This window comes from Chondromyces crocatus (assembly GCF_001189295.1).
Lineage (GTDB): Bacteria > Myxococcota_A > Polyangia > Polyangiales > Polyangiaceae > Chondromyces > Chondromyces crocatus.
Genome location: NZ_CP012159.1, coordinates 5,157,359 through 5,183,187, shown reverse-complemented (window position 1 = coordinate 5,183,187; position 25,829 = coordinate 5,157,359). Strand labels below are relative to the sequence as shown.

Annotated in this window: 20 protein-coding genes, 1 tRNA gene and 1 pseudogene; 5 read left to right on the top strand and 17 right to left on the bottom strand. The window is 67.6% G+C overall.

Annotated elements, in window-relative coordinates:
- Nucleotides 1–852: 852 nt before the first annotated feature.
- The 9 genes from CMC5_RS19135 to CMC5_RS19095 form a co-directional block, all read right to left on the bottom strand.
- Nucleotides 853–925: transfer RNA gene (locus CMC5_RS19135), tRNA-Phe, on the bottom strand.
- 64 nt (nt 926–989) lie between these two features.
- Nucleotides 990–1,898: a hypothetical protein gene (locus tag CMC5_RS19130; protein WP_050431781.1), complete on the bottom strand. Its 909-nt coding sequence runs from the start codon at nt 1,896–1,898 to the stop codon at nt 990–992.
- Nucleotides 1,895–3,940 carry a M1 family metallopeptidase gene (locus CMC5_RS19125; protein WP_050431780.1) on the bottom strand — a complete coding sequence of 682 codons (2,046 nt, stop codon included), beginning with the start codon at nt 3,938–3,940 and terminating at the stop codon, nt 1,895–1,897. The genes CMC5_RS19130 and CMC5_RS19125 overlap by 4 nt, the downstream gene beginning before the upstream one ends.
- Before the next feature lie 9 nt (nt 3,941–3,949).
- Complete coding sequence (locus CMC5_RS19120) at nt 3,950–4,972, bottom strand: hypothetical protein (RefSeq protein ID WP_156338724.1); 1,023 nt, start codon at nt 4,970–4,972, stop codon at nt 3,950–3,952.
- A gap of 324 nt (nt 4,973–5,296) precedes the next feature.
- Nucleotides 5,297–7,126: a molecular chaperone DnaK gene (dnaK, locus tag CMC5_RS19115; protein ID WP_050431778.1), complete on the bottom strand. Its 1,830-nt coding sequence runs from the start codon at nt 7,124–7,126 to the stop codon at nt 5,297–5,299.
- A gap of 212 nt (nt 7,127–7,338) precedes the next feature.
- Nucleotides 7,339–8,955, bottom strand: coding sequence for a J domain-containing protein (locus CMC5_RS19110; RefSeq protein WP_050431777.1), 1,617 nt, complete (start codon nt 8,953–8,955; stop codon nt 7,339–7,341).
- Nucleotides 8,956–9,077: 122 nt separating this feature from the next.
- On the bottom strand, nt 9,078–9,680 hold the full coding sequence (locus CMC5_RS19105) for a hypothetical protein (RefSeq protein WP_050431776.1): 603 nt from the start codon (nt 9,678–9,680) through the stop codon (nt 9,078–9,080).
- Nucleotides 9,680–10,453: a hypothetical protein gene (locus tag CMC5_RS19100; RefSeq protein WP_050431775.1), complete on the bottom strand. Its 774-nt coding sequence runs from the start codon at nt 10,451–10,453 to the stop codon at nt 9,680–9,682. The genes CMC5_RS19105 and CMC5_RS19100 overlap by 1 nt, the downstream gene beginning before the upstream one ends.
- A complete protein-coding gene (locus CMC5_RS19095) occupies nt 10,453–11,118 on the bottom strand; it encodes an RNA polymerase sigma factor (protein WP_245678509.1) in 666 nt (221 codons plus the stop codon). The genes CMC5_RS19100 and CMC5_RS19095 overlap by 1 nt, the downstream gene beginning before the upstream one ends.
- A gap of 347 nt (nt 11,119–11,465) precedes the next feature.
- Here CMC5_RS19095 and CMC5_RS19090 point away from each other — a divergent pair, with 347 nt between their 5' ends.
- The 3 genes and pseudogenes from CMC5_RS19090 to CMC5_RS48960 all read left to right on the top strand — a co-directional run.
- Complete coding sequence (locus CMC5_RS19090) at nt 11,466–12,476, top strand: rhomboid family intramembrane serine protease (protein ID WP_156338723.1); 1,011 nt, start codon at nt 11,466–11,468, stop codon at nt 12,474–12,476.
- Between the two features lie 248 nt (nt 12,477–12,724).
- A complete protein-coding gene (locus tag CMC5_RS19085) occupies nt 12,725–13,450 on the top strand; it encodes a PA14 domain-containing protein (RefSeq protein WP_050435985.1) in 726 nt (241 codons plus the stop codon).
- Nucleotides 13,451–13,560: 110 nt separating this feature from the next.
- Nucleotides 13,561–14,124: pseudogene (locus CMC5_RS48960) on the top strand (GTP-binding protein); the annotation flags it as partial.
- A 908-nt stretch (nt 14,125–15,032) separates the two neighbouring features.
- Here the strand turns inward: CMC5_RS48960 and rodA are convergent.
- From rodA to CMC5_RS48555, 7 genes are all read right to left on the bottom strand, one after another.
- Nucleotides 15,033–16,166, bottom strand: coding sequence for a rod shape-determining protein RodA (gene rodA, locus CMC5_RS19075; protein WP_050431771.1), 1,134 nt, complete (start codon nt 16,164–16,166; stop codon nt 15,033–15,035).
- Nucleotides 16,163–18,154 carry a penicillin-binding protein 2 gene (gene mrdA / locus CMC5_RS19070; RefSeq protein ID WP_082362609.1) on the bottom strand — a complete coding sequence of 664 codons (1,992 nt, stop codon included), beginning with the start codon at nt 18,152–18,154 and terminating at the stop codon, nt 16,163–16,165. The genes rodA and mrdA overlap by 4 nt, the downstream gene beginning before the upstream one ends.
- Nucleotides 18,151–18,678, bottom strand: a complete 528-nt coding sequence (locus CMC5_RS19065; RefSeq protein WP_050431770.1) for a hypothetical protein — start codon at nt 18,676–18,678, stop codon at nt 18,151–18,153. Before CMC5_RS19065 ends, mrdA begins: the two co-directional genes overlap by 4 nt.
- A 10-nt stretch (nt 18,679–18,688) precedes the next feature.
- A complete protein-coding gene (gene mreC, locus CMC5_RS19060; protein ID WP_082362608.1) occupies nt 18,689–19,543 on the bottom strand; it encodes a rod shape-determining protein MreC in 855 nt (284 codons plus the stop codon).
- A 124-nt stretch (nt 19,544–19,667) separates the two neighbouring features.
- Entirely contained in the window at nt 19,668–20,702 is a 1,035-nt protein-coding gene (locus CMC5_RS19055; protein WP_044248224.1) for a rod shape-determining protein, read from the bottom strand.
- Nucleotides 20,703–21,024: 322 nt separating this feature from the next.
- Nucleotides 21,025–21,186 carry a 50S ribosomal protein L33 gene (rpmG, locus tag CMC5_RS19050; protein WP_050431768.1) on the bottom strand — a complete coding sequence of 54 codons (162 nt, stop codon included), beginning with the start codon at nt 21,184–21,186 and terminating at the stop codon, nt 21,025–21,027.
- 315 nt (nt 21,187–21,501) lie between these two features.
- Nucleotides 21,502–22,398, bottom strand: coding sequence for an RNA recognition motif domain-containing protein (locus tag CMC5_RS48555; protein WP_050431767.1), 897 nt, complete (start codon nt 22,396–22,398; stop codon nt 21,502–21,504).
- Nucleotides 22,399–22,862: 464 nt separating this feature from the next.
- Here CMC5_RS48555 and CMC5_RS19040 point away from each other — a divergent pair, with 464 nt between their 5' ends.
- Nucleotides 22,863–23,693: an acyl-ACP desaturase gene (locus CMC5_RS19040; RefSeq protein ID WP_169796593.1), complete on the top strand. Its 831-nt coding sequence runs from the start codon at nt 22,863–22,865 to the stop codon at nt 23,691–23,693.
- 124 nt (nt 23,694–23,817) lie between these two features.
- Here the strand turns inward: CMC5_RS19040 and CMC5_RS19035 are convergent, their stop codons facing one another.
- Nucleotides 23,818–24,774, bottom strand: a complete 957-nt coding sequence (locus CMC5_RS19035; RefSeq protein ID WP_050431765.1) for a prolipoprotein diacylglyceryl transferase — start codon at nt 24,772–24,774, stop codon at nt 23,818–23,820.
- A gap of 170 nt (nt 24,775–24,944) precedes the next feature.
- Between CMC5_RS19035 and CMC5_RS19030 the strand changes: the two genes are divergently transcribed.
- The gene (locus CMC5_RS19030; RefSeq protein ID WP_050431764.1) at nt 24,945–25,820 is read left to right on the top strand and encodes a patatin-like phospholipase family protein; all 876 of its coding nucleotides are present in this window, start codon (nt 24,945–24,947) and stop codon (nt 25,818–25,820) included.
- The last annotated feature ends 9 nt before the right edge of the window (nt 25,821–25,829 follow it).

Genomic DNA, 25,829 nt, shown 5'->3' with positions numbered 1-25,829 from the left:
GCCGCCTGGCATCCGCTCCTCCCGTGCCTGGGGCTCCACCTGCTCCGGCCGCTGGTGGAGTGGCTGGACGGCCAGCTCCTCCTCGTTGTCCTGAAGACGCTGAGTTCCACGGTTCAGGGTCCCACGGCCGCGCGCACTGTTACGCCCCCCCGAGGTTCCCCCCTTCCGCGGAGAATGCGATCGCCGCGACGACTGCCCCTCCGTCGTGCGTGCTTTGCGCTCCGCGCCCGACTCTCCCCGCTCGAGCGGAGTTCGAGCCCCTTCGCTCCCCGTTACCCCCCGCTCGGTTCTCGTGGAGGGGCGCACCATCTCCCCTGCAAACTCGGACGAACTCAGACGACGCTGAAACCGTCGGGCCAGTCCCTGGAGAACGCTCCATACCCCTCGACGCAATGCTCGACTCAGCTTCATGAAGGCAACGTTGGACGAAGCCATCGCTACCGGAAGCTCCGTGCTTCCACTTCTCCACTGTGCTTTGTGCCCAGGCCGGAGCTGCGTCGCCTACGTCTGCGCCTGACACCCGTTACGGTCTGGCCGAGTGACAACGCACCCAAGCGACCACCGGAAACGGTTGGCTCCGCGCGGCAGCGGGCTGCTCTCGACGAGCTTCGCAAGGGCCTTCGCCACCCGAGCGACGAAAAAGCGCGGCGATACTGCGCGACGCACCTCGTCGAGACGCTCGGGGTGCGGCCGCCAGATGCAGGCAGCCAGTCCGTGACCCGAGATGTGCTGCCAGAACCACGGATTCGACGTGACGGCGCCGTGACGTCAGGTCGTCACTTGCTGTCCACGTACCGTGCTCGGTTGAGAAAGCGCTGCGTAAGGATTTGCAGGGAATTTAGGGACTCTTTGTGCCCAGGGACGGAATCGAACCGCCGACACGGGGATTTTCAATCCCCTGCTCTACCAACTGAGCTACCTGGGCGCTCCGAGCAACGTCATCGTTGCGTCGTCACGGGCGGGCTAAGTTACGCAGCTGGTCATTTCTGTCAAGGTGGATCGACGGGAGAAAATGCGTTCTCTGGAGTTCCCCTGAAATCTGGCGGTGAGATTCGTGGGATGGCCGCAGCGAGCCACGAGGCACGCAGCAACACAGTAACGAGCAGCACACCATGGTGGATGACAAAGCTCACGCCGATGGACATCGGCGTCGCGAGGCCCAGGTAGGGGACCAACCAGAAGGAGAGGCCGAGAAGGACTGCCCCAGCGCCGACGCGTGAAAGCCAGGGCTGGACGATGGTGAGGGGTGCCGCGCGAAGAAGTCGGAACGAGCGCTCGATGGCATCGAGGAGGCTCGACGTATCCAGCAGGAGAACGACCCGGCCCAGGTCGTGAATCGCTCCGATGAAGGCGGCCACGAGGAGCGCAAGTCCCAGGAGGACCGCATGGGCAATCCCTGCGGCCTGCTCCGTCAAGCCAAGGGGCACGAGCAGCTTGCCACCCGCCACCAGCAGAAAGCCGGCCACGACGAGCTGCGTGACGGAGGCGATCCCCCAGAGGAGGACCAGCGGCCCCAGGGCACGCCCCACGCGCGCTGCCAGGAACGTGGCGTGAAGCGCCCCCTCGTGGGCCAGGGCGACGATGAGGACGGCGAGAGGGAGAAGGCCCAGCGCCGCAGCGAGGACGGCTCCCGTCCCGAGCTGGAAGCTCAGGGGGGCGACAGCGATCGTCGAGAGACGCGCGACCTCCGAGAGGACGAGGGCCCCAGGCTCGAAGAGGGCGGCGTCATTGCCTGGAAAGTGGCCGAGAAGGCCGCCGACGAGGAGAGCGAGAGGCCCTGCGAGGATCCACGCGGCGAGGGTCCGGTAGGCGAAGTAGACGGCGACCACGCCAGGACGCCGACACACCCCCGGGTGACGAGCGCGCGGCGGCGAGCTGTGCACGTCGTCGGAACTCACGGGCCGATCGTCCAGAGGGCGGCGCCTGCAGCGAAGGTCGCGCGTTCGAGGACGCGGGGCGCGACCCACCGAGGGCGCAGGCTCCGAGCGTTGTTGGTGAGATCCTCGTCGAGAAGGACGCGGCGCTCGGGATCGACGACGGCAGCAACGAGAGGAGATGAGCCCTGATAGACGATGCGCGCAGCACGCTCGGTGGCCTCCCAGCGAACGCGCTGCGTGCTGCCATCCGCAGCATGAAACACGACGTCGACGGGGAGGACGAGGGAACCGCGACGCCGGACGACGACGAGCCCGGTGTAGGCGGGAGATGCGGTGCCGGCACCCACTCCAGGGAGCGGCTCGGGTGCATGGGGCTGGATCTCGGTGATCGCGTAGTCGACGCGAGCCCCGTCGAAGAGGACCGAACGAAGCGCTTCAGCCGCGGTGGGACCAGCGACCTCACGCATGACGCCGAGGAGATCCTCCGGCGTGGGGTGGGCGAAGCGGAAGGTGCGCGCGTACCGTCCAACGGCGGCGCGCACGACCTCGTCCCCGTAGACCCGACCGAGCGTCGCGAGCAAGGTCGCCATGCGCGCATAGACCTGGTTGCCGTACTCGGTCCCCGACAGGAACCCGGCGGCGGATTGACCGAGCGGACCATCAGCGCTCGACTCGAGCGCACCGAGGCGGTGGACAGTCGACGCGTCGATCTGCAAACCGCCACGCGAAAAGTAGGAACCTGGACCGTAAAGCGTGCGGAGAGCGTCGGCCTCGGCCCAGGTGGTGAGGCCCTCATCGAGGAAAGGGAACCGGTGCTCGTCGGTGGCAACGAGGCCATAGAACCACTGATGCGCGATCTCGTGCAGGGTGAGGCTGGCGAGGCCTTGGTCGCCATGGAACAGGGTGTCCCACGTGCCGCCGGTCGTGATGAGGGTCGGGTATTCCATCCCGCCGGCCTCGGTCGCGCCTGCCGGCGGATGGACCAGGGTCAACGTCCGGTAGGGATAACGCCCGAAAAGCTCTCCGAAGTGGAGGAGGCCGAAACGCGCAAGCTCGAGCTGGAGAGCCGCCTGCGCGTCGTGCCCGGCAGGGTAAAGACAGCGGAGGACGACCCCTTCCGAAGTGGTGGCGGTCTTCTCTCGGAAGTGGTCCCAGGCTGCGAAGGCGAAGTCATGGACATCCGCCTGGAGATAGCGCCGCTCGATGCGATCGCCTCTCCGGACCTCGGACTCGAGGTGACCCGTCGCGCCGACCACGAAGGTCGCGGGAGCATCGACGGTCACATCGTAGCTCCCGAAGTCCGCGTGAAACTCCGAGAGTCGGTGAAACGGAAAGTGCGCCCAGCGGCCATCGGGTTCCAGGCGCGCGATCTTCGGAAACCACTGCGCGACCATGTGAAAGCTCCGGTGGTAGCCGGTGCGCAGGACGATGGGCGGCAGGTGCGCCTTCCACGCGAGATCGATGGTGAGCTGCTCGCCTGGAGCGACGGGTCGCGGAAGGGCAACGCGGATGTCCGTCTGGTCGTGCGGATCATCGGGCGACGTGGCGAGTGCGCCGGGCCAGACATCGATCCCATCCATCTCGCGGACGGCAAACCTGGTCACGTCGATCCAGCCGTGCTCACCAGGTCTGGCCTCTCCGCGAAAGCCGTCGAGCGCAGCGCGCTGAAAGACGGAGTGCTGGCTCTTGAAGGCGTTCAGGTACAGGTGGATGTAGATTGCCTCCTGAGGCACCCGAGACGTGTTCTGCCAGGCGAGCGTCCCCTCTCCCTGGATGACGTGGGCGACAGGATCGAGCTGCGCTCGAAGCGTATAGCTGGCCACCGAGGTCGCGTGCTCGGCGAGGCGTCCATCGAAAGGAGGAAGCGCTCCCGGGCGGCCCGAGCCCGTCTCGGTCGGCGCATTCGCCACATCAGGCAGGTTTGCCGAGGGGGCGTGAACGAACGCGCCAGCGCCCTCCTCCAGAGGCCGGAGCACCGGGGTGATCCGAGGCAGGAGCCTGGCCCCCTGAGCGGCGGAGAAGGCCAGGACAAGGCCCCCAGCGACCTGGAGAGCGCTCCGCATGACGCTCCCTCAGCGCAGGAGATCGTCGCAGGGCGTGACGATGTTCTCTTGCACCAGCTCGTAGAGAATCCGGAGAGCCTCCAGTTCACGCATCCCGGACACATCGAGGACATCGTCGATTGAACTCATGCCGTCGATGCAGGAGAGAAGAAAGCCGGCGCGATGATCGAGATTCAGGGAGCGAATCTCTTCATTGGAGATGGCAATACGAAGTACCTGAGAGCCGTCACCGATCCGGGATCGGTACATCTGACGCAGCATCTCATTACAGCTGTCAGCGTAACGACGCAGGGTCGGATCGTCCGGCGTCTCGTCGAGGAGGGACTCGGCGAGGACGAGGGCGGAGCTGTAGTCCCCTGCCTCGAACCGCTGGAGCATCTGCCGCCGCCGATCGTCGACCGGAGGCACCGAGGGGAGCGGGATGGGGGTCGAGGGGAGTGGCGCTGGCGCTGGCGCGTAGGCGACGAGCCTGGCCTCTGGTGGTACGGCGCTCACCGGCTGTGAAGGCCTGGGAGGTGGCCACGCCCCTGGGATCAGCGTGGGAGCATGAGCCTGGGGCCCCTCACCACCACGAAGCACTGGTACCCGTCCAGAGACGACCGGGGGCGGAATGTGTCGCTCGCTGCTCACATCGAGGGCATTGAGCGGGTCGAACTCGTCTTCGATGAGACCGAGGCGGAGGGTCCCCGGGGGAGGGGTCGCTGGAGGAAAGGAGCCGGGGATCGGCGTCGGAAACGCCGCTGGAATCTCGGACGCGGACGTGTCGAACGAGGGGACGTCGAACCCGAGTTCGAGGTCGATGTCCACCGGAGGACGCTCTTGAACACGCGCCGCTTCGCGGGCTACTGGCCCCGTGATGGGCGGCTCGAGTCCGCCGAACAGCTCGTCATCACCGGCGACCGAGGACGACTCCACCGCCCCGATTCCAGCCACTGGTTCGCGGCGCGACGAGGCACCTGGTCCGTCAGGCTCGAACTGGATGGCTTGCTCCTTGAGCAAAGCTTCCAGCGTGTCTTCGTAACTATCGCCCACGGAAGGCGCCACCGAGACCGGCTTTACCTGGGGAACGTTCGGCGTCTCGTGCGAGCCCGAAGGACGGGCGCGGCTCACGTGAGCGCGGTACTCCTCCGTGGGAGCACGTGCCGTGATCCGACCGCTGCGCGCGCGCGCCGGTGGTTCGTCCGCCGTGGCCTCATCCATGGTGAAGCCCGCACGCTCGAAGAGCTCCTTCGAGTCGATGAGCCGCGTGGACTCGTCCTCGGGGGCGTCGTCCTCGTCCTCGTCCCAGGCAGAGTCCAGGCCCTCGGGATCAGGCGGCGCCGACTGCATGACGGTCCCTTATCAAGCTCCCCCTCCTCAACCGTTGGGCCTGGCCACGACACCCTTGAACATGCGGTGAGTCCGGGTGAGGGCTTCCATGTGCTCTTTGACGGCTGCGGCATCTCGCTTGCCGATCGCGGAGCGTGAGCGTTCGACGATGCCACGGGCCTTGCCGATGGCGTCGCGTCCGAAATCGCTGGACGCGACGATCTGCTCCACCTGCGGGAACATCCGCTCGATTTCCGCGATGAGGCGCTCGGCCTCCTGCCGCACGCCCTCGAACTGATCGTTCGCCCGACGGTCGACCAGGTACTCCTGCGCGTCCTCCATCATCTGATGGACTTCCTCCTTCGTGAGACCACTGGAGGCAGTAACCTGGATGGACTGGTGCAGGTTCGTCTCGAGATCCCGCGCGCTGACCGACACGATGCCATCGCTGTTGATCTCGAAGGTCACCTCGATCTCGACCTGCCCCTTGGCGGCGCGACGAAGACCCGTGAGGATGAACTCACCGAGGAGATCATTGTCGGGCGCGTTCTGGCTCTCGCCCTGCATCACCAGGATCTTCACGGCCGTCTGGTTGTCGCGGCTCGTGGTGAAGATCTTGGACCGGCTCGTGGGCACGGTCGTGTTCTGCGGGATCAACTCCTCGAACTGCGATCCGAAGGTCATGATCCCGAGGGCGTGAGGCGTGACGTCGAGCAAGATCATCTGCTTCGACTCGTCGACGAGGGCGGACCCTTGCACCGCAGCTCCCAGCGCGACGACCTCATCCGGGTGGACCCCCTTGCAGGGCTCACGCTCGAAGAAATCACGCACGGACTGCTGAACTCTCGGCATCCGGGTCATCCCACCGACGAGGATGACCTCCTCGATCTCGTCCTTCTCGAGCCGAGCGTCATCGAGCGTCTGGGCGCAGATCTCCACGCAGCGCTCCACCAGATCCTCGCAGAGCTGCTCGAGCGTCGCGCGGCTCAGGCTGCGCTGCAGATGTAGCGCCTCGTTGCGGGCGTTGGAGATGATGAACGGGAGGTTGACCTCGGTCTCCAGCACGGCGCTGAGCTCGCACTTGGCCTTCTCGGCAGCGTCCTTGAGGCGCTGGAGCGCCATGCGGTCCTGGCGCAGATCCACCTCGTGGCTCTCCTGGAAGCCTTGAACGAGCCAGTCGATGATCCGCGCATCGAAGTCCTCGCCCCCGAGGAACGTATCCCCGGCGGTGGCGATGACCTTGAACACGCCCCCGGCGCTGATCTCGAGGACGGAGATGTCGAACGTGCCACCCCCGAGATCGAAGACGGCGATCGTCTTGTCGATGTGCTTGCCGAAGCCGTACGCGAGCGCAGCGGCGGTGGGCTCGTTGACGATCCGGATGACGTCGAGTCCCGCGATGGTGCCGGCGTCCTTCGTGGCCTGACGCTGGTTGTCGTTGAAGTAGGCCGGGACGGTGATCACCGCCTTGGAGACGGTCTCGCTGAGGTAGTCCTCGGCGAAGAGCTTCATCTCCTGCAGCACCATCGCGCTGATCTCGGGGACGGAGTAAGGCCGGTCTCGGAGCTGGATGCGCACGTCGCCATGCGGCCCCTCGACGATCTTGTACGAGGCCGTGAGGATCGCGTTCTTGACCTGTGGCGACGAGAACTTGCGCCCGATCAGCCGTTTCGCGGCGTAGACGGTGTTCTCGGCGTTCGTGATGGCCTGACGCTTGGCGATGTGGCCGACGAGACGCTTGCCGGCCTCGGTGATGGCGACCATGGAAGGCGTGGTCTTGTACCCTCCCCGGTTGGGGATGACCGTGGGGACGCCATCCTCGACGATGGCGACGCACGAATTCGTGGTGCCGAGGTCGATGCCGATGACACGATCCATGAGGTTCGTTGCTCCTGTCCTGTCTCCGCGGTCTTTCAGACGCCGCTGAAGCAACCCAATCTAGAACGTCCTCGGGCCAGAGCCCCAGCCATTCTTACCAGGCGCCGAGAGAAAGGCGACACCCGGCTTGGAAGGCGAGGATGGACGATGGGCAGGCGCCACCCGGCCGTGGGTGGAATTCCCGTCGCACCCGGGCCGGGTTGGGGAGCCGGCTAGATCGGCTTCCCTTGCCGAATTTGCTCTCGTGTCTGCGCCACCAGTTCACGAAGTCGCGCGTCAGCCTTGGCCAGCTCCGCCGCACGCGCAAGCTCGCCGCTCGCGCTCTTCCCGAGGCCCACGATCGCGTAAGCCCGCGCGAGTGTGAGGCGCATCTCCGGAGCTTCCGGGGAGAGTTCGACCGCGCGTCGGGCGAACTCGACCGCCCGCCGGGTATTGCTGCCCGCTTTCAGCAAGGTGAAGGCGGCTCGTTCATGTGGGGCGGGGTCGTCAGGTCTGCCCGCACACACCTTGACGTAGCTCAAGGAGGCGTCCTCCCAGCGCTCGTGGTTCTCTTCATACTGCGCCTGCTTGAGGTACCCCTCCGCCAGGGCGGCCGCTGCCAGCCGCTGGACCTCGGCGCACGCTCTCTGGAGCGCTTCGTCATCGGGCGCGAGCGAGGCCGCAATGCGGTAGGCATTGGCAGCGCTCGCAAAGTCCTCACGCTCCAGCGCTCCGCGACCGAGCGCGACGTAACGCTCGATCTGGAGGCGGGCGGCCTCGCTGCGGGCATGATCGTAGCGGTCCTTCAGAACCTCGGCGGCGCGCGCCGACTCGGGCGAAGGTCCTGGCTCGGAGGGGCGGTCCAGAGGGACGGAGGCGCCGGCAGCAGGTGGCTTGACGGCCTGCATGGTCATCGATGAAGGGCGACGGAGAGCTCCACCCAGCTTGCGGGCCAGCAGTTCGCGGCGCTCCTTCGTGGTGATCGCCGGCATGCTGGGAGAACTCGGCTTCGGCGGCGGCTGCCCAGGAGCTGCGGCTGGACGAGCCGGGGCCGCAGGATGCGCCGCCGCAGGAGCAGGGCTCACCACGGCAGCCTCGGCCGAGGCGTCCACGGCCGAGGCGATGCGCGCGACATCCCTCGAAGCGTCCATCATCGTCGCCATCTGCTGGTTCGCACGGGACTGGACGAGATACTCGTCATACTCCGCGCGCTTGGCCTTCGTCGTCAGGACGTCGTGCGCCACCGTGATCCGGTTGAACAGCGTCTCGATCTTCTGCTTGTAGCTCCCGAGCTGCTTCCGGAAGTACGTGTCGGGATGGAATTCGGGGGCGAGCGCATAGTACGCAGCCTTGATCTGCTTCTTGTCGGCCGCTTCCGGAACGCCGAGCAGCTCGTAGTGCGTGAGGAGCTCGAGCCGCTGATGCAGGTCCAGAATGCGAAGCCGCTTCTCGGGCGAGAGATCGACCTGCTCGGCCAGATCGGCGGGGTTGATCACAGGAGCCGCCGGCGCACGGTGGGTGGCAGCAGCCGACACGCCGCCTGGAGCCGCAGGAGGCGGCGCGGGCGGCGGTACCGCCGCCGAAGACGGTGACGGCGTGGGCCGATGTGCGGGACCCGCAGGGGACGCAGAGGTACGCCCGATCACCGCACCTTCGAGGTGAATGGCGCCCAGCTCGTGCAAACGCTGGAGCGATTCTTCGACCGCACTCGACGGCATCCCCGTGATCGCGGCGAGATCCCGCTCGTTGAGCGTACCGTCGATTCTGGACAGGAGAAATGCCTCGGCAGGGGTCAGCGGAAGAGACCGCAGATCACACCCCGGCTGGGGTCTTGGGACACGAACGCTCATCGGGGCAGGGCTGCTCCTGGACGGCAGTCTAGCGGGGTAAGCCCCTGTCCCGGAAGGAGTTTTCAAGGCATCACCCCCCGCCGTTCCAGGGCATCACCCCCTGCCGAGGGGAGCGCGGAGGATCAGCGCGGCTTTTCCGAGGCTGACTCGAGCGCGTCGGCGATCACCTGATCCTGGATGGCAATCGCCGCTTCATACGCAGCGACCGCTGCTTTTCGAGCACGCTCGGCGGCCTCGAGCTCGCCGCGCGCAGCGAGCGCCCTGGATCGTCGCTCCTCGACCAGGCCACGGACCTCGATGAGGTGCCCCCGGAAGTGCGTGGTCTCGACCGCAAGCGCGAGCCCAGCCTCCAGCTCTCGCTCCGCGGCGTCGAAATCGCCCTTCCCGCTTCGCAGATCCGCCAGCCGCGCGTGCGTGTCGGCCATCACCTCGGCGACCTCGGAGGGACGGCCTGGAGGAGCATGCCCCGCGCCGAGCGCCTCGAGCGCGCGAATGGCCCCGTCCTGATCCCGCGCCTCGAGCGCGAGATCAGCGCGGTGATGCGCGGCACGCGCCTTCGAAAGAAAGGCGAGCAAGGTGGGATCCACCACCGGGGAGGCTCCCTCGCAGGGAGTGCACGAGACGGCCGCCGTGGTCCCGGCCGGAGCATCGGAGTGCTTCTTTCCGCACCCTGCGAGCGAGACGACGAGGAGAGCGACGCTGGCGAGAGACCTGGCGCGGCGCATCACCGTACCCCCCACGCAGCATAGCGGTTCGAGCGAAGGTCCGCCGCCCTGGCCGTGGCGATCCGATCGATGCGCGCCGTCTCCCCTCCCTCTCGTGGGAACGGCGACGCGGGGTCGAACAGCTCGGCCGTCGATCGGGACGGGATCAGCTCCACCGGGATCGCCGCGCTCGACAGCGGCGCGCTGGCAGAAGGAGCGTCCGCTTGCTGCACCAGGAGCAACGCCACCGCAGCAGCGGCTGCTGCGAGGCTCGACAGCGCCGCCATGGTCACCGGGATCACGCGGCGCGGCGTGGCGCGGCGATGCCGGCCCAGAGCCCGCGCGATGAGCGCTTCGTTCCGGAGCTCCAGCAGCGGCGCAGGGCGGTTCGCGGCGCGCAGCGCGCCTACCAGTGCCGCCTCTCCCTCGAAGCTTGCCTCTGGCTGCTCCCGAGGAGCCTCGAGCCAGTCGCGAAGCGCCTCGGCGGCGCGACGCTCGGCATCGAGCGCGGGCGCCTCTTCGTCACCCAGCGCGCGGGCGAGCAACACTTCGTGATCTTCCGACCCGAGCGCGCGCGGCGTCGAGGCCACCCGGAGCGCGCGCGCCAGTGGATCGTCACCGCGCTCCAGCGCATCGGCGAGCGCCTGCGCCTCACGGAGTTCCTCTTCCGTCGGCGCCTCATCGCTCCCGAACGCCTCCTCGAAGCCGCCGTCACGCTCGATCCGTTCGCGCTCGTCCGCCGACAGGTCTCGCTCGTCCGCCGAGGAAGGCCGCAGGGTGTGCTCGCCTTTCATCACATCGCCTCCCTGGACGCGCCCTGCTCGGACACCGCGCCCGGTACGACACCTGCCCCGAGCGCCTTTTTCAGCGCCGTCATCGCCCGGTGCAAGACGACATCGAACGTCGCCACCGTGACACCGAGCTCACGAGCGACCTCCTCTCTCGGCCGCTCCTCGAGGACCCGCAACCGGATCGCGCTGGCATACCGCGGGTTCAACCGCCCCAGGGCCACCTCCACACGTGTCCGCGCCTCCGCGAGATCCCGCTGCTCGCACAGCTCCACATCCGCGCGGCCCGATGGCTCTGCCTCGGAGGCATCGATCTCGCGCTGCAGATCGTCCGGCTCGAAGAGCGTCTCCCGCTTCCGCGCCCGGAGCATGTCGAGTGCGATGCGCAACGCGATCACCCGGAGCCACGGATAGATTCCGCAGTTCTGCCACTGGAACTGGCCGAACTTCTCGACCACGCGCGCATATGTCTCGGCCAGCGCATCCTGCGCGACGGCCTCCGAGCCGAGGCGCGGCAGCAGCACCGAGCGGTACAGCACCGGCCCGTGGGTGCGGAGGAGCTGACCGAGGGCGACCCGATCGCCCTGCGCCGCGCGCTCGCACAGCCGCCGCTCCGCCTCCAGGTCTGGCCTTTGCGCCGTCACGGACGCGACCATAGCCGGACGCGACACGCCCCGCCCAGCCTTCCGCTCCTCCCACGGAGCGACCTGCGCCCCCCGCCCCGCGACCCGAGCTGGGACGCGCGAGAAGAGCCGATGCTGGCGCGAGACCAGCTCCGCCGCCCCCCGGGCTGGGCGGAGGCCGATGGGGGCCGACGTCGCACCGCCATCTCCTGACGGCCAGACGGTCCGGTCGGACCGTGGCAGGGTTCGTTCGAGGACCACAGCATCCACGAAAGGACAACGGAGGAAAGCCGTGGACCTTACGGACGGCTGCGACCAGAGTGAGCCGCCATGAACGCCTGGAGCGATGGCCCGTCCAGCGGGACGACGAGCGGGGTCCCCCTGGGAGGTTCGACGTGAGCGCTGGACAACCTGGGGGCTCACGCCTTCGCCCTTGCGCGCGATGCAACGCCCTGAACGGCGCCGACTTCGACCACTGCATCCGATGCGGGACGCCGCTTTCCGCCGTGGCCGTGGGTGCAGCGCGCGTGAGCGGCCGGCTGGGCGGCGAGCGGCTGCTGGCCTCGAAGGTCCTTCTCGCGCTCACCACGTTCGTGTTCGCCGGCCAGCTCGCGGTCTGGCTCCCCCGCGGCTCGGTACCGATCCTGCTGGACAGCAGCAAGGTGGTCATCCTCGGCGCCCTCCGCTTCGGCGCCCTGCTGATCAGCCCTGCTGCACTCGTCCAGGAACCCTGGCGCATGCTCTCCGCAGTGTTCGTGCACTTCAGTGTGCTCCACTTCGGGCTGAACATGCTCGCGCTGATCAACCTCTCCCGCATCGCAGAGCCCGCGGTGGGGTCGGCCCGGCTCGTCATCACGTATGTATGCACCGGGATCTTCGGCTTCCTCGCGAGTGTGCTCTGGGGGACGATCGTCTCCCCGAGCCCCTATGCCATCCCGACTGCCGGCGCGAGCGGCGCCATCTTCGGGATCATGGGGTTGATCCTGGGCGTCCTGCTGCGCTTGCGGGACCCACGGTGGAAGCAGTTCGCCGTTCAGGCTGTGTTCTACAGCCTCGTCTTCGGACTGATGATCCGCGCCAACAATGCCGCACACATCGGAGGCCTCCTCCTGGGCATCATCTTCGGTCTGGTCTTCGCCGGCAGGCAGCGCGGTTTCCAGGCCAGGCCCCGCAGCCGGGTCGAGTTTCTGGTGAACCTCTCGGCGGCGCTGGGGCTCCTCATCAGCATCGCCTCCGTGCTCCTCGCGCTGCGCTCTCCTCACTGGCGATTGTGGGAACAAGACCTGCTCGGTCAGAACCGCGCTCCTTCTTCTCACGAGACCCCCGAGGCCCCCCGCGAGAACCCCGGAGCCCCACGCCCCGACCAGCGTGAAGCGCGCGCGCCGACGCGGACCGGAGCCACCTGAGCGCTGGCCCTCCCCTTCCTGCCTTCCTCCTCCACATGGCTCCCCCTCCTCTCGCGCCCATGCGGCGAGGGCGTCACCCCGCCGCACCAGCGCCCACCAGTCCTCCAAGTCGAACGACGCTCTCCTCGAAAACCAGCTGGATTTCGGCTGTTTGGACCAGCACACCCAGTTTCCTGCCGCCCCCGGTGATTGCTCCGGCGCACTCGACCGTCTAAGGCTGCACCATCGTCGCTTTCGAGGAGATGATCATGCTTCGCACCACGACCCGACTCGTAACCCCCTTGCTGGCGGCGTGCCTGATCGGCGGCTGCACGCTCGAGATCACGACCGGCGGCGGGGCCCAGCAACCGCAGCAGGGTGGAAACGCCCAGCGCGGCAAAGCCCCCGCCCCTCCCCCTCCCCGGTCCGGGAAGACCACCAACACCACGACCCCCGCGACCCCCGCCACCACCACCACCCGCCAGCACCCCAAGGTCCCGGCGACGGCGACCCGCATCACCTCTCCAAACGCCTTTGGCAGCGGCCGCGCTGGCGCCTTCCAGGGGCTGGCCTATGTCCTCCCGGACAGCACCGAGAAGCTCCCCACGAGCACCAGCCTCCTGGTCCCGTTCGCCGTGGTCTACACCGACCGCTTCGAGATCGAGCCCCAGGAGTTCTCGGCCGGGTTCCCTGGCGCCCTCGTCCAGAACGACTGGTTCTACATCAAGTACGAAGGCCGCTTCGACATCGCCAAGCAAGGCAAGTACCAGTTCCAGCTCACTTCCGACGACGGGGCGAAGCTCTTCATCGACGACAAGCTGGTCGTGGACAACGACGGCGTGCACACCGCCAAGACCGCCGAGGGCGAGGTCACGCTGGCCGCAGGAGCCCACTGGCTCCGGCTGGACTATTTCCAGGCAGCCCGAGGTTCCGTCGCCCTGAAGGTTCTCATGGGGCAGGACGGCAAGCTCTCTCCTCTCAAGGGCGTCCGCTGAAGGGCGTCCACTGACGGGGTGCGTCGGGTGACTCGACCCTACCCGACCCTCCGGTCGTCTGCATACTCGCTTCCTGGCCCCACGCTCGGGTATCGTCCCGCACCGAGCCCATGGCTTCGGTAAACCCGCTCTCCCGCGAGCTCGTCTTCAAGGTCGTCTACTACGGCCCCGGCCTGGGCGGGAAGACGACTACCCTCGAATACCTCCACCGGACCACCAAGCCAGAGCACCGGGGAAAGCTGGTCTCGCTGGCGACCCCTGTCGATCGAACCCTCTACTTCGACTTCTTGCCGGTCCGCCTCCCGCCCGTACGTGGAATGAACGTACGGCTCCAGCTCTTCACCGTCCCCGGTCAGGTCTACTTCAACGCCACACGCAAGCTGGTGCTCACCGGCGCCGACGGCATCGTGTTCGTCAGCGACTCCCAGTCTGCCCGCGCCGACGCCAACCTGGAGAGCCTCGAGAACCTGCGCGAGAACCTCGCCGAGCAAGGCCGAGAGCTCGGCCAGATCCCCCTCGTCTTCCAGCACAACAAGCGAGATCTCCCCGACCTCCTGTCGATCGAGGATCTCGACGAGATGCTGAACCCCTTCAACGCCATCTCCGTTCCCGCCTCGGCGCGTACCGGCCTCGGCGTCTTCGAAGGCCTGGAGATCATCAGCGAGCGGGTCCTGCGCGCCTTCGAGCAGCGCCTCCCCGAAGAGGTGACCGGCTTCGGCGCCACCTTCGACGCCATCGAGGGCGGCCTCGTCACGGCGCTGCGCGACGCCTCACCCCAGCTCGCGTACGAGCCCGTGGTCTCCCGCGTGAGCGCCCCGCACACCACGTGGTCCTCCATGCCGCCGAACGCGACCATCGAAGAGCCCGTCTCGGAAGAGGCCGGCTCCGAGACGCTCGGCAGCGACGCGCTCAGCTCCGACGCGCTCAGCTCCGACGCGTTCAGCTCCGAAGCCGTCAGCTCCGAAGCCGTCAGCTCCGACGAACTCAGCTCGGCGCGGACCGTCATCCCGGACGGCAACGAACTCTTTCTCCCCCGTGACGATGCCGGGATCGGCAGCGAGGACGATCTCACCTCGTCGTACGATCCGATCGTCTCGAGCGACGAGAACGATCTCCTCCCCTTGCCAGGCGAAGATCCCCCGGAGACGGCCACAGGCTCGCTGCTCGAGGATCTCGACGCACGCGCGTCCTCCGAGGACGACATCCCTCCCTCGGAGGCCCTGCGAAAAGCCGCCATCGATTCACGGCGTGGCGTCTCGTTCGCCTTGCTCTGGCCCCCTGGTGAGCGCGAGCTGTGCGCGGACGTCGAGAGCGCCATCGCTGGCGGGCAGTATGCCCGCGCAATCCTCCGGGCCGACGCCCTCCTCCTCCGCCTCACCGAGCACGCCGCAGACCTCTTCGGCGCCACGCATGCAGCGCGGGATCCGGCGGTGATTCCCTTGCTTCTCGGCCTGGATGGGCGGCGCTACCTCGCATTCCGCGCCCTGACGCACAAAGCCCAGGCAGGAGCCGAGATCTCTGCCCGTGACGCGCTCTCGGCGTTCGGCTTCGTGATCGGCGCCCGCCTCGCCCAGATGGCGCTCTAGAGCCGATCCATCGACGGCACCCCCGAGTAGCGCCGCACCGACACGCTCATCAGGAGGGAGAGCGCGATCATCACCGTGCAGACGCTCGATCCGCCATACGAGAACAGCGGCAGCGTCACACCGACCACCGGGAAGATGCCCGAGGTCATCCCCATGTTGATGAGCGCGTGCCAGAAAAGGATTGCCGAACACCCGATCCCCAGCACCGCGCCGAAGCGATCCTTCGCCTGCGACGCGATGCGGATCCCCCAGAGCGAGAGAAAGGCGTAGATCAGCACCAGCGTCACGCTGCCGATGAAACCCCACTCCTCGGCAAACACCGGGAACGGGAAGTCCGTGTACTGGTCGGGCAAGAAGAGGAACTGGTTCTGCGTCCCCTTCAGGTAGCCGCTCCCGAACAGCCCCCCATCACCGATCGCCACACGCGAGTTGTAGGCGTGCCACCCGCGCCGCAGCAGATCGCCCTCCGGGTTGAGGAACACCCGGACACGGTCCTTCTGGTACGGCAGCAACACATACGTCCAGATGATCGGCATCGAGGCGATCACCGTCCCCAGGAAGAGGACGATGCTCTTCCAGCGCAGCTTGGTCAGTGCTGCGATGGTGAGGAAGACGAAGGTCAGGATCGACGCCGTCCCCAGATCGGGCTGCTTCAGCACCAGCAGCGCCGGCACCGCCGTCAACGCCGCGGGTATTGCCAGATCTCGCAGCGTGCGCCCCTCGTTGCGCGGATCGTCGTGCAGGAACTTCGCCAGCGCGATCACCAGAAAGATCTTCATGAACTCGCTGGGCTGAAAGCGGAACGCGCCGAACTCGATCCAGCGCGCGGAGCCGCGCACGTCCTTCGCGAGGACGAACACCAGTGCCAGCGAGAAGACCCCGAAGGTGTACAGGATGTACCCGAGCCGCTCGAGGTGCCTGTAGTCGATCGCGACCAGCACGCCCCCGATGATCCCACCGACGAACAGCCAGTAAACCTGGCTGATGTACAGCTCGGCGCGCGCCCCCGAGTACACGCTGGTCGCGCTGTAGAGGTTGATCACCCCGAGCACACCGATCAGCACCGTGCCGATGAACAGCGGCCAGTCGAAATGGTCACGCTCTTCACCTGCCAGCCCATCGCTGATCATCGCGGACCTCCTCGCCCACCCGGACGCTTGCGCGGCCGCTCGCCTCCTGGACGCGACCCTGCCTGTGAGGGGTTCGCGCCTGGCTTCGGCGGCCCCTTCGTTTGCACCTCGCGGTGCTGACGCTCCAGCTCCTGGTAGGCCCGGATCACCTCGAACGCCACCGGCGCTGCGTGCTTACCGCCTGCGCCGCCGTGCTCGACCAGCACCACCACCGCGACCTCGGGCGCCCGTGTCGGCGCGTAGCCGGCGAACCAGGCGTGCTCGCGGTTGAAGTACCACACCTTCTCCGCCTCCTGCCCGCGCGCGAGCTTGTGCGACACCTGCGCGGTGCCCGTCTTGCCGGCCATGTCGACGCCGGCGACGCGGACCCGGTACGCGGTCCCGCCCTCTTCGTTCACGCCGCCGACCATGGCGCGGTGCACGAGATCCAGGTTCTCCGGGCGCAGCTCGATCTGACGCCGCACGCGCGGCGAGAACTCCTGCACCACCGTCCCGGCGGACGTCTCCACGGCGCGCACGATCTGCGGCTGGTACAGCGTCCCGCCATTGGCCAGCGCCGCGTACGCCAGCGCCAGCTGGAGCACCGTCACCGTCGTCGCGCCTTGACCGATGGCCGCATTCAACCCGAAGCCCAGCCGGAATTGCCCCTTGTTCCGGAGCGTCATCCACGCCTTCGTCGGCATGCGCCCGCTTGCCTCGGCATTGATCCCGATGCCCGTGCGCGCCCCGAACCCGAAGCGCTGCCCCATCTCGGCGATGAGATCCATCCCGACGCCGTACTCCGCGGCGAGCCGGTAGAAGTACACGTTGCAGGACACGGTGATCGCCCGCTGCATCGCCACCGCGCCGTGCACGTGCGTGCAGCGGAACGTACGCTTGCCGAACGTCAGCGCGCCCCGGCACTGGCTGCCCTGCCGCGGATCGATGAGCCCCTTCTCCAGCGCGGCCAGCGCCGTGAACGGTTTGAACGTCGAGCCCGGCGGGTACGCACCCGAGAGCGTCTTGTCGAGCGCCGGCTTCAGCGGATCCGAGTAGAGGCGCCGGAACGCATCCCGGATCACCTGCTTGCCCGACCCGCCCGAGAGCGCGTTCGAGTCGTAGCCTGGCTTGGAGTACAGCCCGAGGATTCGCCCCGTCCGCACGTCCACCATCGCCACACCGCCGGCGAGCTGCCCGCGCATCGCCTTGTCGATCGACTTCTGGATGCCTGCATCCAGCGTCAGCCGCAGATCGCGCCCCGGGATCGGATCCACCCGCCGCGGATCATCGATGATCCCCTCGCCTCCCGGGCGCCGCCTCCCTCGCGCGTCGACCAGCACCTTCTCCCAGCCGCGCGTCCCCCGCAGGTAGCTCTCCCACGCCCGCTCGATCCCGACCACGCCGAGGCGATCCCCCTCCACGTAGCCCTCGCTGCGCAGCGTCGCGAGCCGCTCCGCGTCCACCTCGGCCATGTAGCCGAGCACGTGCGACCCCACCTCCTCGAACGGGTAGTAGCGCACCGGCACGGGCACCACGTCGATGCCCGGCAGCTCCGCCTCGTGCGTCTTGAGGCTCGCCACCGCGTCGCGGGAGATGTCCTCCTTGAGCAGGATCTGCTGGTTCTTCCGCGGGCTGTCGCCGGCGCGGATCGCCGTGATCAACGTCTGCAGGCGCGCCTGCTCGTCGACCCCCACGCCCAGGTACTGCATCAACCTCGGCCATACCGTCTCCATGTCGAGACGCCGAGGCACCACGTACACGTTGTACGAAGGCCGGCTCGCCGCCAGCACCTCGCCGTTGCGATCACGGATGATCCCGCGCGTCGTCGCCAGCGTGATCCTCCGGACGATGTTCTCGCGCGCGATCGCGCTGTTCTCGTCCGACTCGAGGATCTGCAAGTAGAACAGCCTCACGATGAGACCGAGCAGCGCGAGCAGCATGAACAGCGCGATCCAGCGGAAGCGCCGCCGGAACTCGCTGACGTCGGAGCGCTGGACCAGCAAGCTCACCGCGCGCCTCCCTCACCCGGCCGAGGCACGGTGATCGTGATCTGATGCACGCGCTCGGCCAGCCGGAACACGAGCGGCGCCACGATGGCCGTCGACACCGCGTGCGGCGCCACGAGCAACGCCAGCGCCCGTGGCCTCGCCGCGTCACCCCCGAAGATCGCCGTCAGAATGACCACCAGCACGCCCTCCACCAGCCCGAACACGAAGGCGAGGGCAAGCTTGGTCAAGAACGTCTGCGCCGCAAGGCGAACCCCTGCGGCGCGCGCCACCACGAACGTGGTCACCGTGATGAAGGTGAACAGTCCGACAGGCGCCCCGGCGAACAGATCCAGCAGATAACCCAGCAGGAACGCCAGCGCGGCACCACGCGCCATCGAGTACTCGTGGACGCCCATGAACACGATGAGCGGCAGGAGCAGGCTCGGCGTCGCGCCCGGGATGTCGAGCTTCCCGATCAACCGGAAGAGGTTCGACTGCATCACCAGCAGCGTGATGCCCACGGCGAGGAACGCAGAGTTTCTCATCCCGACCTCCTCACCTCCGGTTCTGGGCCGACGACTCCTCCGGCGGAGGGGTGGTGACGATCAACACCTCTTCGAGCCGCGAGAAGTCCACTGCCGGCGCTGCGAACACCTGCTGGTAGATGCCGAAGTCGCGCCGCACCACCTGCGTCACGGTCCCCACCGGGATCCCCTTGGGAAACCGCCGCCCCACGCCGCTCGTGACCAGCAGATCCCCGACCTCGACCTCGTCGGTGCGCTGCATGTACTCCACGCTGCAGGCGTACTTCGTCTCGTCCCCCGTCCCCCGGATGAACCCACGCGCCCCCGTGCGCTCCACGACCACGTCGACGCCGCTGCCGGCGTCCACCACCAGCCGCACATCCACGCTGTCCCCGGCGCTCTTCAACGTCGTCCCGACCACGCCATCAGCCGATAGCACGGGCAGGTTCGGGCCGATGTCCCGCGCCTCGCGATCCAGCGTCACACGCGCCACACGGAAGAACTCGTTCGTATCTTTCCCGATCACCTGCGCACTCACGACGTCGGTGGGCAAACTCTGCCGCAGATCGAGCAAACGCCGCAGCCGCCGGTTCTCTTCCTCCAGCGCCTCCAGGCGCCGCACGCGCTCACGCAGCCGGGCCATCTGGGACGCGAGGCGCGCGTTGTCCTCCTTCACGTCGACCAGGTAGATGTAATCGCCCCAGATGTGCGAGATCCCGCGGGCCAGCGTCGCGGCCGCGTACTGCACGGGCGCCGCGATCCGGACGAGCACCCGGTCTGCGCCGGTGTTCTGCTTCGGATCGCGCATGCTCGCGCGCAGGAACCAGAACGGCACCGCGAGCGCCAGGATCACGATCAGGAAGTCGCGGTAGCGTTTCAGATTCAACGTAGCCTCCGCACCATCCGTCCCCCGTGCTCTCAGAGCCCCAGTGAACGGGTGGCGATTCCCCGACGAGCCCGGGGGCGACGACCCCTCTACGGCTCCGACCTTCCCTCCGCGCCCCCTGATCCTAGCTGATCGTGACCTCCTTCAGCAGCTCCAGGTGATCGAGCGCCTTCCCGCTCCCGAGCACCACGGCGCTGATGGGGTCGTCGCAGACCATCACCGGCAAACCGGTCTCTTCACGCAGCAACACATCCAGGTTCTTCAGCAGCGCACCGCCTCCCGTGAGCACGATGCCCTTGTCGACGATGTCGGCTGCGAGCTCCGGCGGCGTCCGCTCCAGCGCGATCAGCACCGCTTCGACGATGGCGTTGATCGGCTCCGTCAGCGACTCGCGGATCTCGTCCGAGTTGACCATCACCGTCTTCGGGATGCCTGCGACGAGATCACGGCCCTTCACCTCCATCGTGAGCTGCTGCTCCAGCGGGTAGGCGTTGCCGATGGTGATCTTGATGCGCTCTGCGGTCTGCTCGCCGATGGCCAGGTTGTACTTGCGCTTCATGTAGGCGACGATCGACTCGTCCATCTTGTCGCCGCCGACGCGAACGCTCTGCGAGTACACGATCCCGGCCAGCGAGATCACCGCGACCTCCGTCGTCCCGCCGCCGATGTCGACCACCATGTTGCCGCTCGGCTCCGTGATCGGCAGGCCGGCCCCGATCGCGGCCGCCATCGGCTCCTCGATCAGGTACACCTCGCGCGCGCCCGCGCCCTCGGCGCTCTCCTTCACCGCGCGCTTCTCGACCTCGGTGATCCCGAATGGCACGCAGATGATGATCCGCGGCTTGACCAGCGTCCGCCGGTTGTGCGCGCGCGCGATGAAGTAGCGCAGCATCGCCTCGGTGATCTCGAAGTCGGCGATCACACCGTCCCTCAACGGGCGCACGGCCTGGATGTTGCCGGGCGTCCGGCCCAGCATCTCCTTCGCCTCACGGCCGACGGCGAGCACCTTCTTGCCGCCCCGCGTGTCTCGCTGGACCGCGACGACCGAGGGCTCGCAGGAGACGATCCCCTTGCCCTTCACGTAGATGAGGGTCGTGGCGGTACCCAGATCGATCGCGAGATCGTTCGAGAACAGGCCGTAGAGCCAGTCGAAGATCATCGCACCGCCTTCACCGCTCGAGCGCGTTCGTAGAGGCCCTGCCCGTGAAGGTCAGGGACGTTCGTTGAAGCCAAATCGACCGATCTCCGGCAGAGCAGATCGGAGACCCACTTGCGGGCCGACGCCGGAGCAAGGGGCCGCCCTCTCCCGGCGTTGCGGGCACATCGCATCAGACAGGCTCGTGTCGCATTGAAAGATGTGGTCGATGCCACATCGTGGGGGCCTGGTGTTCTTCGAAGGCGACCGTCGTGAGCGCCTCCCTCACCACGCATGGACACCAGGTGCCCAGCGCGAGTGCGCGGAGGCCAGGCTCACGAACGGCTCAGCCCTTCGAGATCTTGCCCTCTTTGTGCTCGGTGTGCTTGCGCTCGGCCGGGCAGAACTTCTTGATGACGAACTTCTCCGTCATCGTCCGCTTGTTCTTGGTGGTGTGGTAGTTCGCGCGGCCGCAGTTACCGCAGGTGAGCTTGATGATGTCGCGCATGAGAGCTTCTCCAGGAACGGGATGGTGAGTCGGTGGGACGGGTGAGGTCACCCAAACGACTCGGGGGTCACCGGCACCGCCCGGCTCATCAGAATCGGCTTTCCCTCGACCCGGGGAGCCTGGTTCGACGAGAGGCGGCTGCACGTCCGCGCGAGCCCCGACCGCCCGCCACGAGCGCGCCTACCGTACGAGAATTGATGCGGTTGTCAACCGGGAGGCAACCAGAACACCGCCCACCGCAGGCGGAAAGAGACCCCTGAGGCACAGCCCGAGGGCTCTCTTTCCGGTCAACTCACCGTGGGCGGTGCGGTTCTCTCAGTCGTCCCAGTCGTCGTCCGTCGTACCTCGACGATCCCACTGGTTGGCACGACCGCCGCCACCACGACGACTGCCGCCACCGGCTCCACCGGCGCCAGGCGGACCGTCATCGAAGTTACGCCGACGCTTCTCCTCGAAGCCCTTGCGCGGGGGGCTGCTCTGCTGCGGAGGGGGAGGCCCACCGAACCCGCCACCGCCACCGCCACCAGGCGAGAAGCCACCGCCGCCGCCGCCCATCCCGCCGCCGCCGAAGCCACCGGGCCGCTCTTCACGCGGGGGACGCTCCCCCTTCGGATGCGCCAGGTTCACCACCAGACGACGACCGCGCACGTCGGCGCCGCGCAATCCATCGATCGCGCCCTTCGCCGCTTCTGCGCTGGCCATCGTCACGAAGCCGAAGCCTCGCTTGCGACCATCCGGATCCATCGGCAGATGCACCCGGACCACCGGCCCGGATCCCGTCGCCGTGATCAGAGACTCGACCTCTTCTGGCGACGCATCGTACGGGAGGTTGCCGACGTAGAGCGTACGATCGGGTGCCCCCGCCGGCCCCATCGAGTCACGAGGCCCTCCCGGGCCAGCGCCCGGAGGCCCACCGCCGCCAGGCCCCATCGGGCGCCCTTCGCGCTTCGGGGGCTCGGCCTGGAACGGACGCACCGAGATCGACTTGCCGCCCTGGAACGACCCGTCGAGTTCTTGCCGCGCCGCATTGGCTTCATCGGTCGTCGCGAGCGTCACGAAGCCGAAGCCTCGCGGACGCCCGGTCGCCCGATCCTTCGGGAGGCTCACCTCGACGACGTTTCCGCCTGTCGCCTCGAAGAGCTGTCGGAGCACATCCTCGGTGATGGAATCGGGCAAGCCCGCAACGAACAACTTCCGCGAATCTTCAGCCATTTGAAAACCTAGGGGAGTTCCCCTTCGAGTCCCTCTGTATCGTGTTTGCCGGACACCATCGAAGCTGCCCGGACTTGATGACGACGTCACTGCCAGCGAGCACACCGCGGCCCCTTCTGGATGCATGCCAGCTCGAATCGCGTGCTGGGGTGGGGAGCAACCTGGAGGGAGACACGGCGCCGATTTCGACCATCGAGTCTGATGAACGACCTTCTGGTGCGAACTCAACCCCACGATATCCGGCGCCCCTCCCGCGTCAAGGGACCCGCCAGGGCCAGATGCAGCGAAATTGTCGGCCGCCTCCGAGGCCCCTCTGGCCGGAATGTCAGGCCCCCCCCTCCTCGACGGCCCGCTCTCCGGAGCCGCAAATCAGCGACAGCCGACCTGCTCCGTCCTCGCCCGAACCATGTTAACACCAGTTCGAGGTCTTAGTTATGGCGGAGAATTTCGATATCGAGCGATTCATGACGACATCGGGGAAGGTCGATCTCACCGACATCCCGTGGGCAGAGATCCCCCGCTACCCACTCACACCCGAGGCCCTGCGCACGCTCCGCTATTTCCTCATCACCGAGGGATCGACCTTCTTTTACACGAAGGCGCTGATGAAGACGAACACCTCGAAGCGCGAGCCCGAGTTCATCCCGTTCCTCACCGCCTGGCTCTACGAAGAGGAGTTCCACGGCCGCGCGTTCCGTCGCTTCCTCGAGGCCTACGGCGAGGACATCGGCGAGGACTACCGGAACAAGTTCTTCCGCAAGCGCGCGCTCAACGAGTACATCGACGAGCTCGGTCAGAAGGTCATCTCTCACGTCTTCGTCGACAGCTTCCCTGCGCTGCACATGGTCTGGGGCACCATCCAGGAGCTGACGACGTACAGCGCCTACCAGGCCTTGATCGAGCGGGTGAACCACCCCGTGCTCACCACGATCTGCCAGCGGATCATGAAGCAGGAACTCCGCCATTACGCCTTCTATCGACACAGCGCCCGGCGCTTCCTCGCCTCCCGCACCTCCCAGGTCGTGACGAGCAAGGCGTTGAAGATCGCCTGGACACCGGTGGGCGACGGCATGTGCCCCACGGCCGAAGCGTGTCACGTCCTGACGTTCCTCTTCGACGGCGCGCAAGGCTCGGCGATCCCGCGCATCGAGTCCAAGATCCGCGAGCTGCCCGGCCTCGAGTGGTTCGACCTCTTCAGCCGCTACGTGAAGGACCACGGCCTGGGCTACGCCCCCGAGACCTGGATGCCCCAGCGCGTCCCCCACCGCGCCGACGCCACCCAGCTCGCGGTCTAGTACTGCGTACCCCAAGAGCACCTGATCAGGGGCCTTCGGCCCCTGCGCTCCCGAGGGTCGCTACCCCTGCTTGCTTCGCAGATCGCTTGGCAACGGACCCGGGACGAACGTGAAGAACGCAGGACTACCCCCGCACCACCGGCGCATCCACCACGCCGCCCTCGCGCGGCTCTGGATCGCTCTCGCGCTCGCTGTCGGGTGACTCGTCGTCCGCGGGCACCACCGCGCCACCGCCACCGCTCGCCCCGTCCCCCTTCATCGCCATCCGCAGGAAGTACAGCCCGAGCCCCAGCAGCCCGAAGCACGCCCACTGCGCCGGCGTCAGCCCACCGTACCGCGGATCGCCGCCCACCAGCGTCGACTCGTTCTCGCGCATGAAGTCGAGCCCGAACCGCACCGGCGCGTACGCCACGCACATGATCCCCGTGTAGAAGCCCAGCGGCCGGAACGGCTTGCGATGCCACAACCACAGGAACGCGATCGCCATCGGGATGGTCAGCACCATCTCGATGAGCCCCAGATCGAACCGCCCCACGTAGCCCGCCCCGTGCGGCCACCGCACCGCGAACCACGCATCGGACAGCCGCCCCGGATGATCGTGCACCGACGCGCACCCCGCGCGACCGAACACCCACGCCAGCGGGAACGCGCTGTTCACCACCTCGCAGAACGGCAGGATCGGGTGTGCACGCGAGATCCTCCACGCGACGGCACCACCCAGCGCACCGATGAACCCACCGAAGCTCGACAGCCCGTCCCAGAGCCGCAGCAAGTAGAGCGGATCCCGCAGCACCCGCTCCGGGTGGTAGAAGATCGCGTCGAGCACGTGCGCGCACACGAAGCCGCCGATCAAGATCCACAGGATGAACTCGTTCATCTTGCGCTCGTCCAGCCTGCGCTCCCGCGCGTGCCGCATCGCGATCACCGACCCGATGTACACCCCGAGCGCCACGAGCGTGCCGAACGGCTTGATCGAGGGCGGGTTCGCCGGGTTGATGTAGTTCCCCAGGAGCGGCACGTGCTCCAGGAACGAAAGCGGGATCTCCGGCGCGTTGATGAACGGGATCAGGGGCTCTGCCACGGCGCCTCCCCTAGCGCAGCGACGGAGGCGAAGCCACCGCTAGCCGCGCAGCCGCGGACGAAGCCACCTGACGGAGACGGCCACCGAACATCGCCGCCCACGAACGACCACCCCCGAACCTCGCCGACCTTCGGTGACCGGTCCGCGGCTTTGGGCTAGGCTCCGCGCCCATGATGCGCGCGCTCTCGCTGCCCGGATGCGCCTGCCGGGGTGCTTTCCAGTTCGCGGTGATGGCCAGGCTCGCCGAAGCAGGCGAGCGCTTCGACCTCGTCGCGGGCGCTTCTTCTGGATCCATCTGCGGTGCCATCACCGTCGCTGGCCTCTCTGCCGACGGCCCCACCATGTGGCGCTCCATGGCCAAGACCCCCGTCACCTCCCTCGGCTACCTCAAGGGCGAGCGGAGCGTCTTCGGCATGAGCGTCATCCTGCGCCAGGCCCTCGAGCGCTACCTCCCCGAGGAACGCCTGCACCAGACCGACACCGAACTCCTCGTCGCCACCACACGCGCCGTCCCCTTCGCCGTCGGCTCCTTCTCCTCCTTCCTCCGCCGCAAGACCCGCGCGGCCGAGGTGACGCCACCCGGAGCGCCCCCTGGCCTCGTCATCCACTCCAGCCGCGAGCGCCGTGACATGCACGACGTCATCGTCGCGAGCTGTTACATCCCCATCGTCTACGCGCGCCCCACCTGGCTCGACGGCGAGCTGCACGTCGACGGCGGCGCTGCCGACAACACCCTCATCGACACCCTCGTCAACCGCGGCGCCGAAGAGATCACCGTCGTCACCCCGTACCCCGAGGGCGTCGTCGCGCGCACCATCTTCGCCCCCGAGCGCCCGCCCGAGGTCCCGCCCCACGTGCGCCTCCGCCTCATCTACCCCGAGCGCCCCCTTCGCCAGAAGCGCTTCGACTTCTCGCCTGGCCCGCTCGAAGAGGCCCTCACCATGCCTCACCGCATCACGATCATCGAGGCCACCGTCCGCCGCGAACCCCCGCCCGCGAACGACGACATGACCTCCGACACCGCCCTGCGACCCACGGCCTCCTGAGCGCCCCCT

What these genes read in the sequence shown, in the direction of transcription:
- CMC5_RS19125 (WP_050431780.1), bottom strand. Translation starts at nt 3,940, where the DNA reads ATGCGGAGCGCTCTCCAGGTCGCTGGGGGCCTTGTCCTGGCCTTCTCC.
- dnaK (WP_050431778.1), bottom strand. Translation starts at nt 7,126, where the DNA reads ATGGATCGTGTCATCGGCATCGACCTCGGCACCACGAATTCGTGCGTC.
- CMC5_RS19110 (WP_050431777.1), bottom strand. Translation starts at nt 8,955, where the DNA reads ATGAGCGTTCGTGTCCCAAGACCCCAGCCGGGGTGTGATCTGCGGTCT.
- CMC5_RS19105 (WP_050431776.1), bottom strand. Translation starts at nt 9,680, where the DNA reads ATGCGCCGCGCCAGGTCTCTCGCCAGCGTCGCTCTCCTCGTCGTCTCG.
- CMC5_RS19100 (WP_050431775.1), bottom strand. Translation starts at nt 10,453, where the DNA reads ATGAAAGGCGAGCACACCCTGCGGCCTTCCTCGGCGGACGAGCGAGAC.
- CMC5_RS19085 (WP_050435985.1), top strand. Translation starts at nt 12,725, where the DNA reads ATGCTTCGCACCACGACCCGACTCGTAACCCCCTTGCTGGCGGCGTGC.
- rodA (WP_050431771.1), bottom strand. Translation starts at nt 16,166, where the DNA reads ATGATCAGCGATGGGCTGGCAGGTGAAGAGCGTGACCATTTCGACTGG.
- CMC5_RS19065 (WP_050431770.1), bottom strand. Translation starts at nt 18,678, where the DNA reads ATGAGAAACTCTGCGTTCCTCGCCGTGGGCATCACGCTGCTGGTGATG.
- CMC5_RS19055 (WP_044248224.1), bottom strand. Translation starts at nt 20,702, where the DNA reads ATGATCTTCGACTGGCTCTACGGCCTGTTCTCGAACGATCTCGCGATC.
- rpmG (WP_050431768.1), bottom strand. Translation starts at nt 21,186, where the DNA reads ATGCGCGACATCATCAAGCTCACCTGCGGTAACTGCGGCCGCGCGAAC.
- CMC5_RS48555 (WP_050431767.1), bottom strand. Translation starts at nt 22,398, where the DNA reads ATGGCTGAAGATTCGCGGAAGTTGTTCGTTGCGGGCTTGCCCGATTCC.
- CMC5_RS19040 (WP_169796593.1), top strand. Translation starts at nt 22,863, where the DNA reads ATGACGACATCGGGGAAGGTCGATCTCACCGACATCCCGTGGGCAGAG.
- CMC5_RS19030 (WP_050431764.1), top strand. Translation starts at nt 24,945, where the DNA reads ATGATGCGCGCGCTCTCGCTGCCCGGATGCGCCTGCCGGGGTGCTTTC.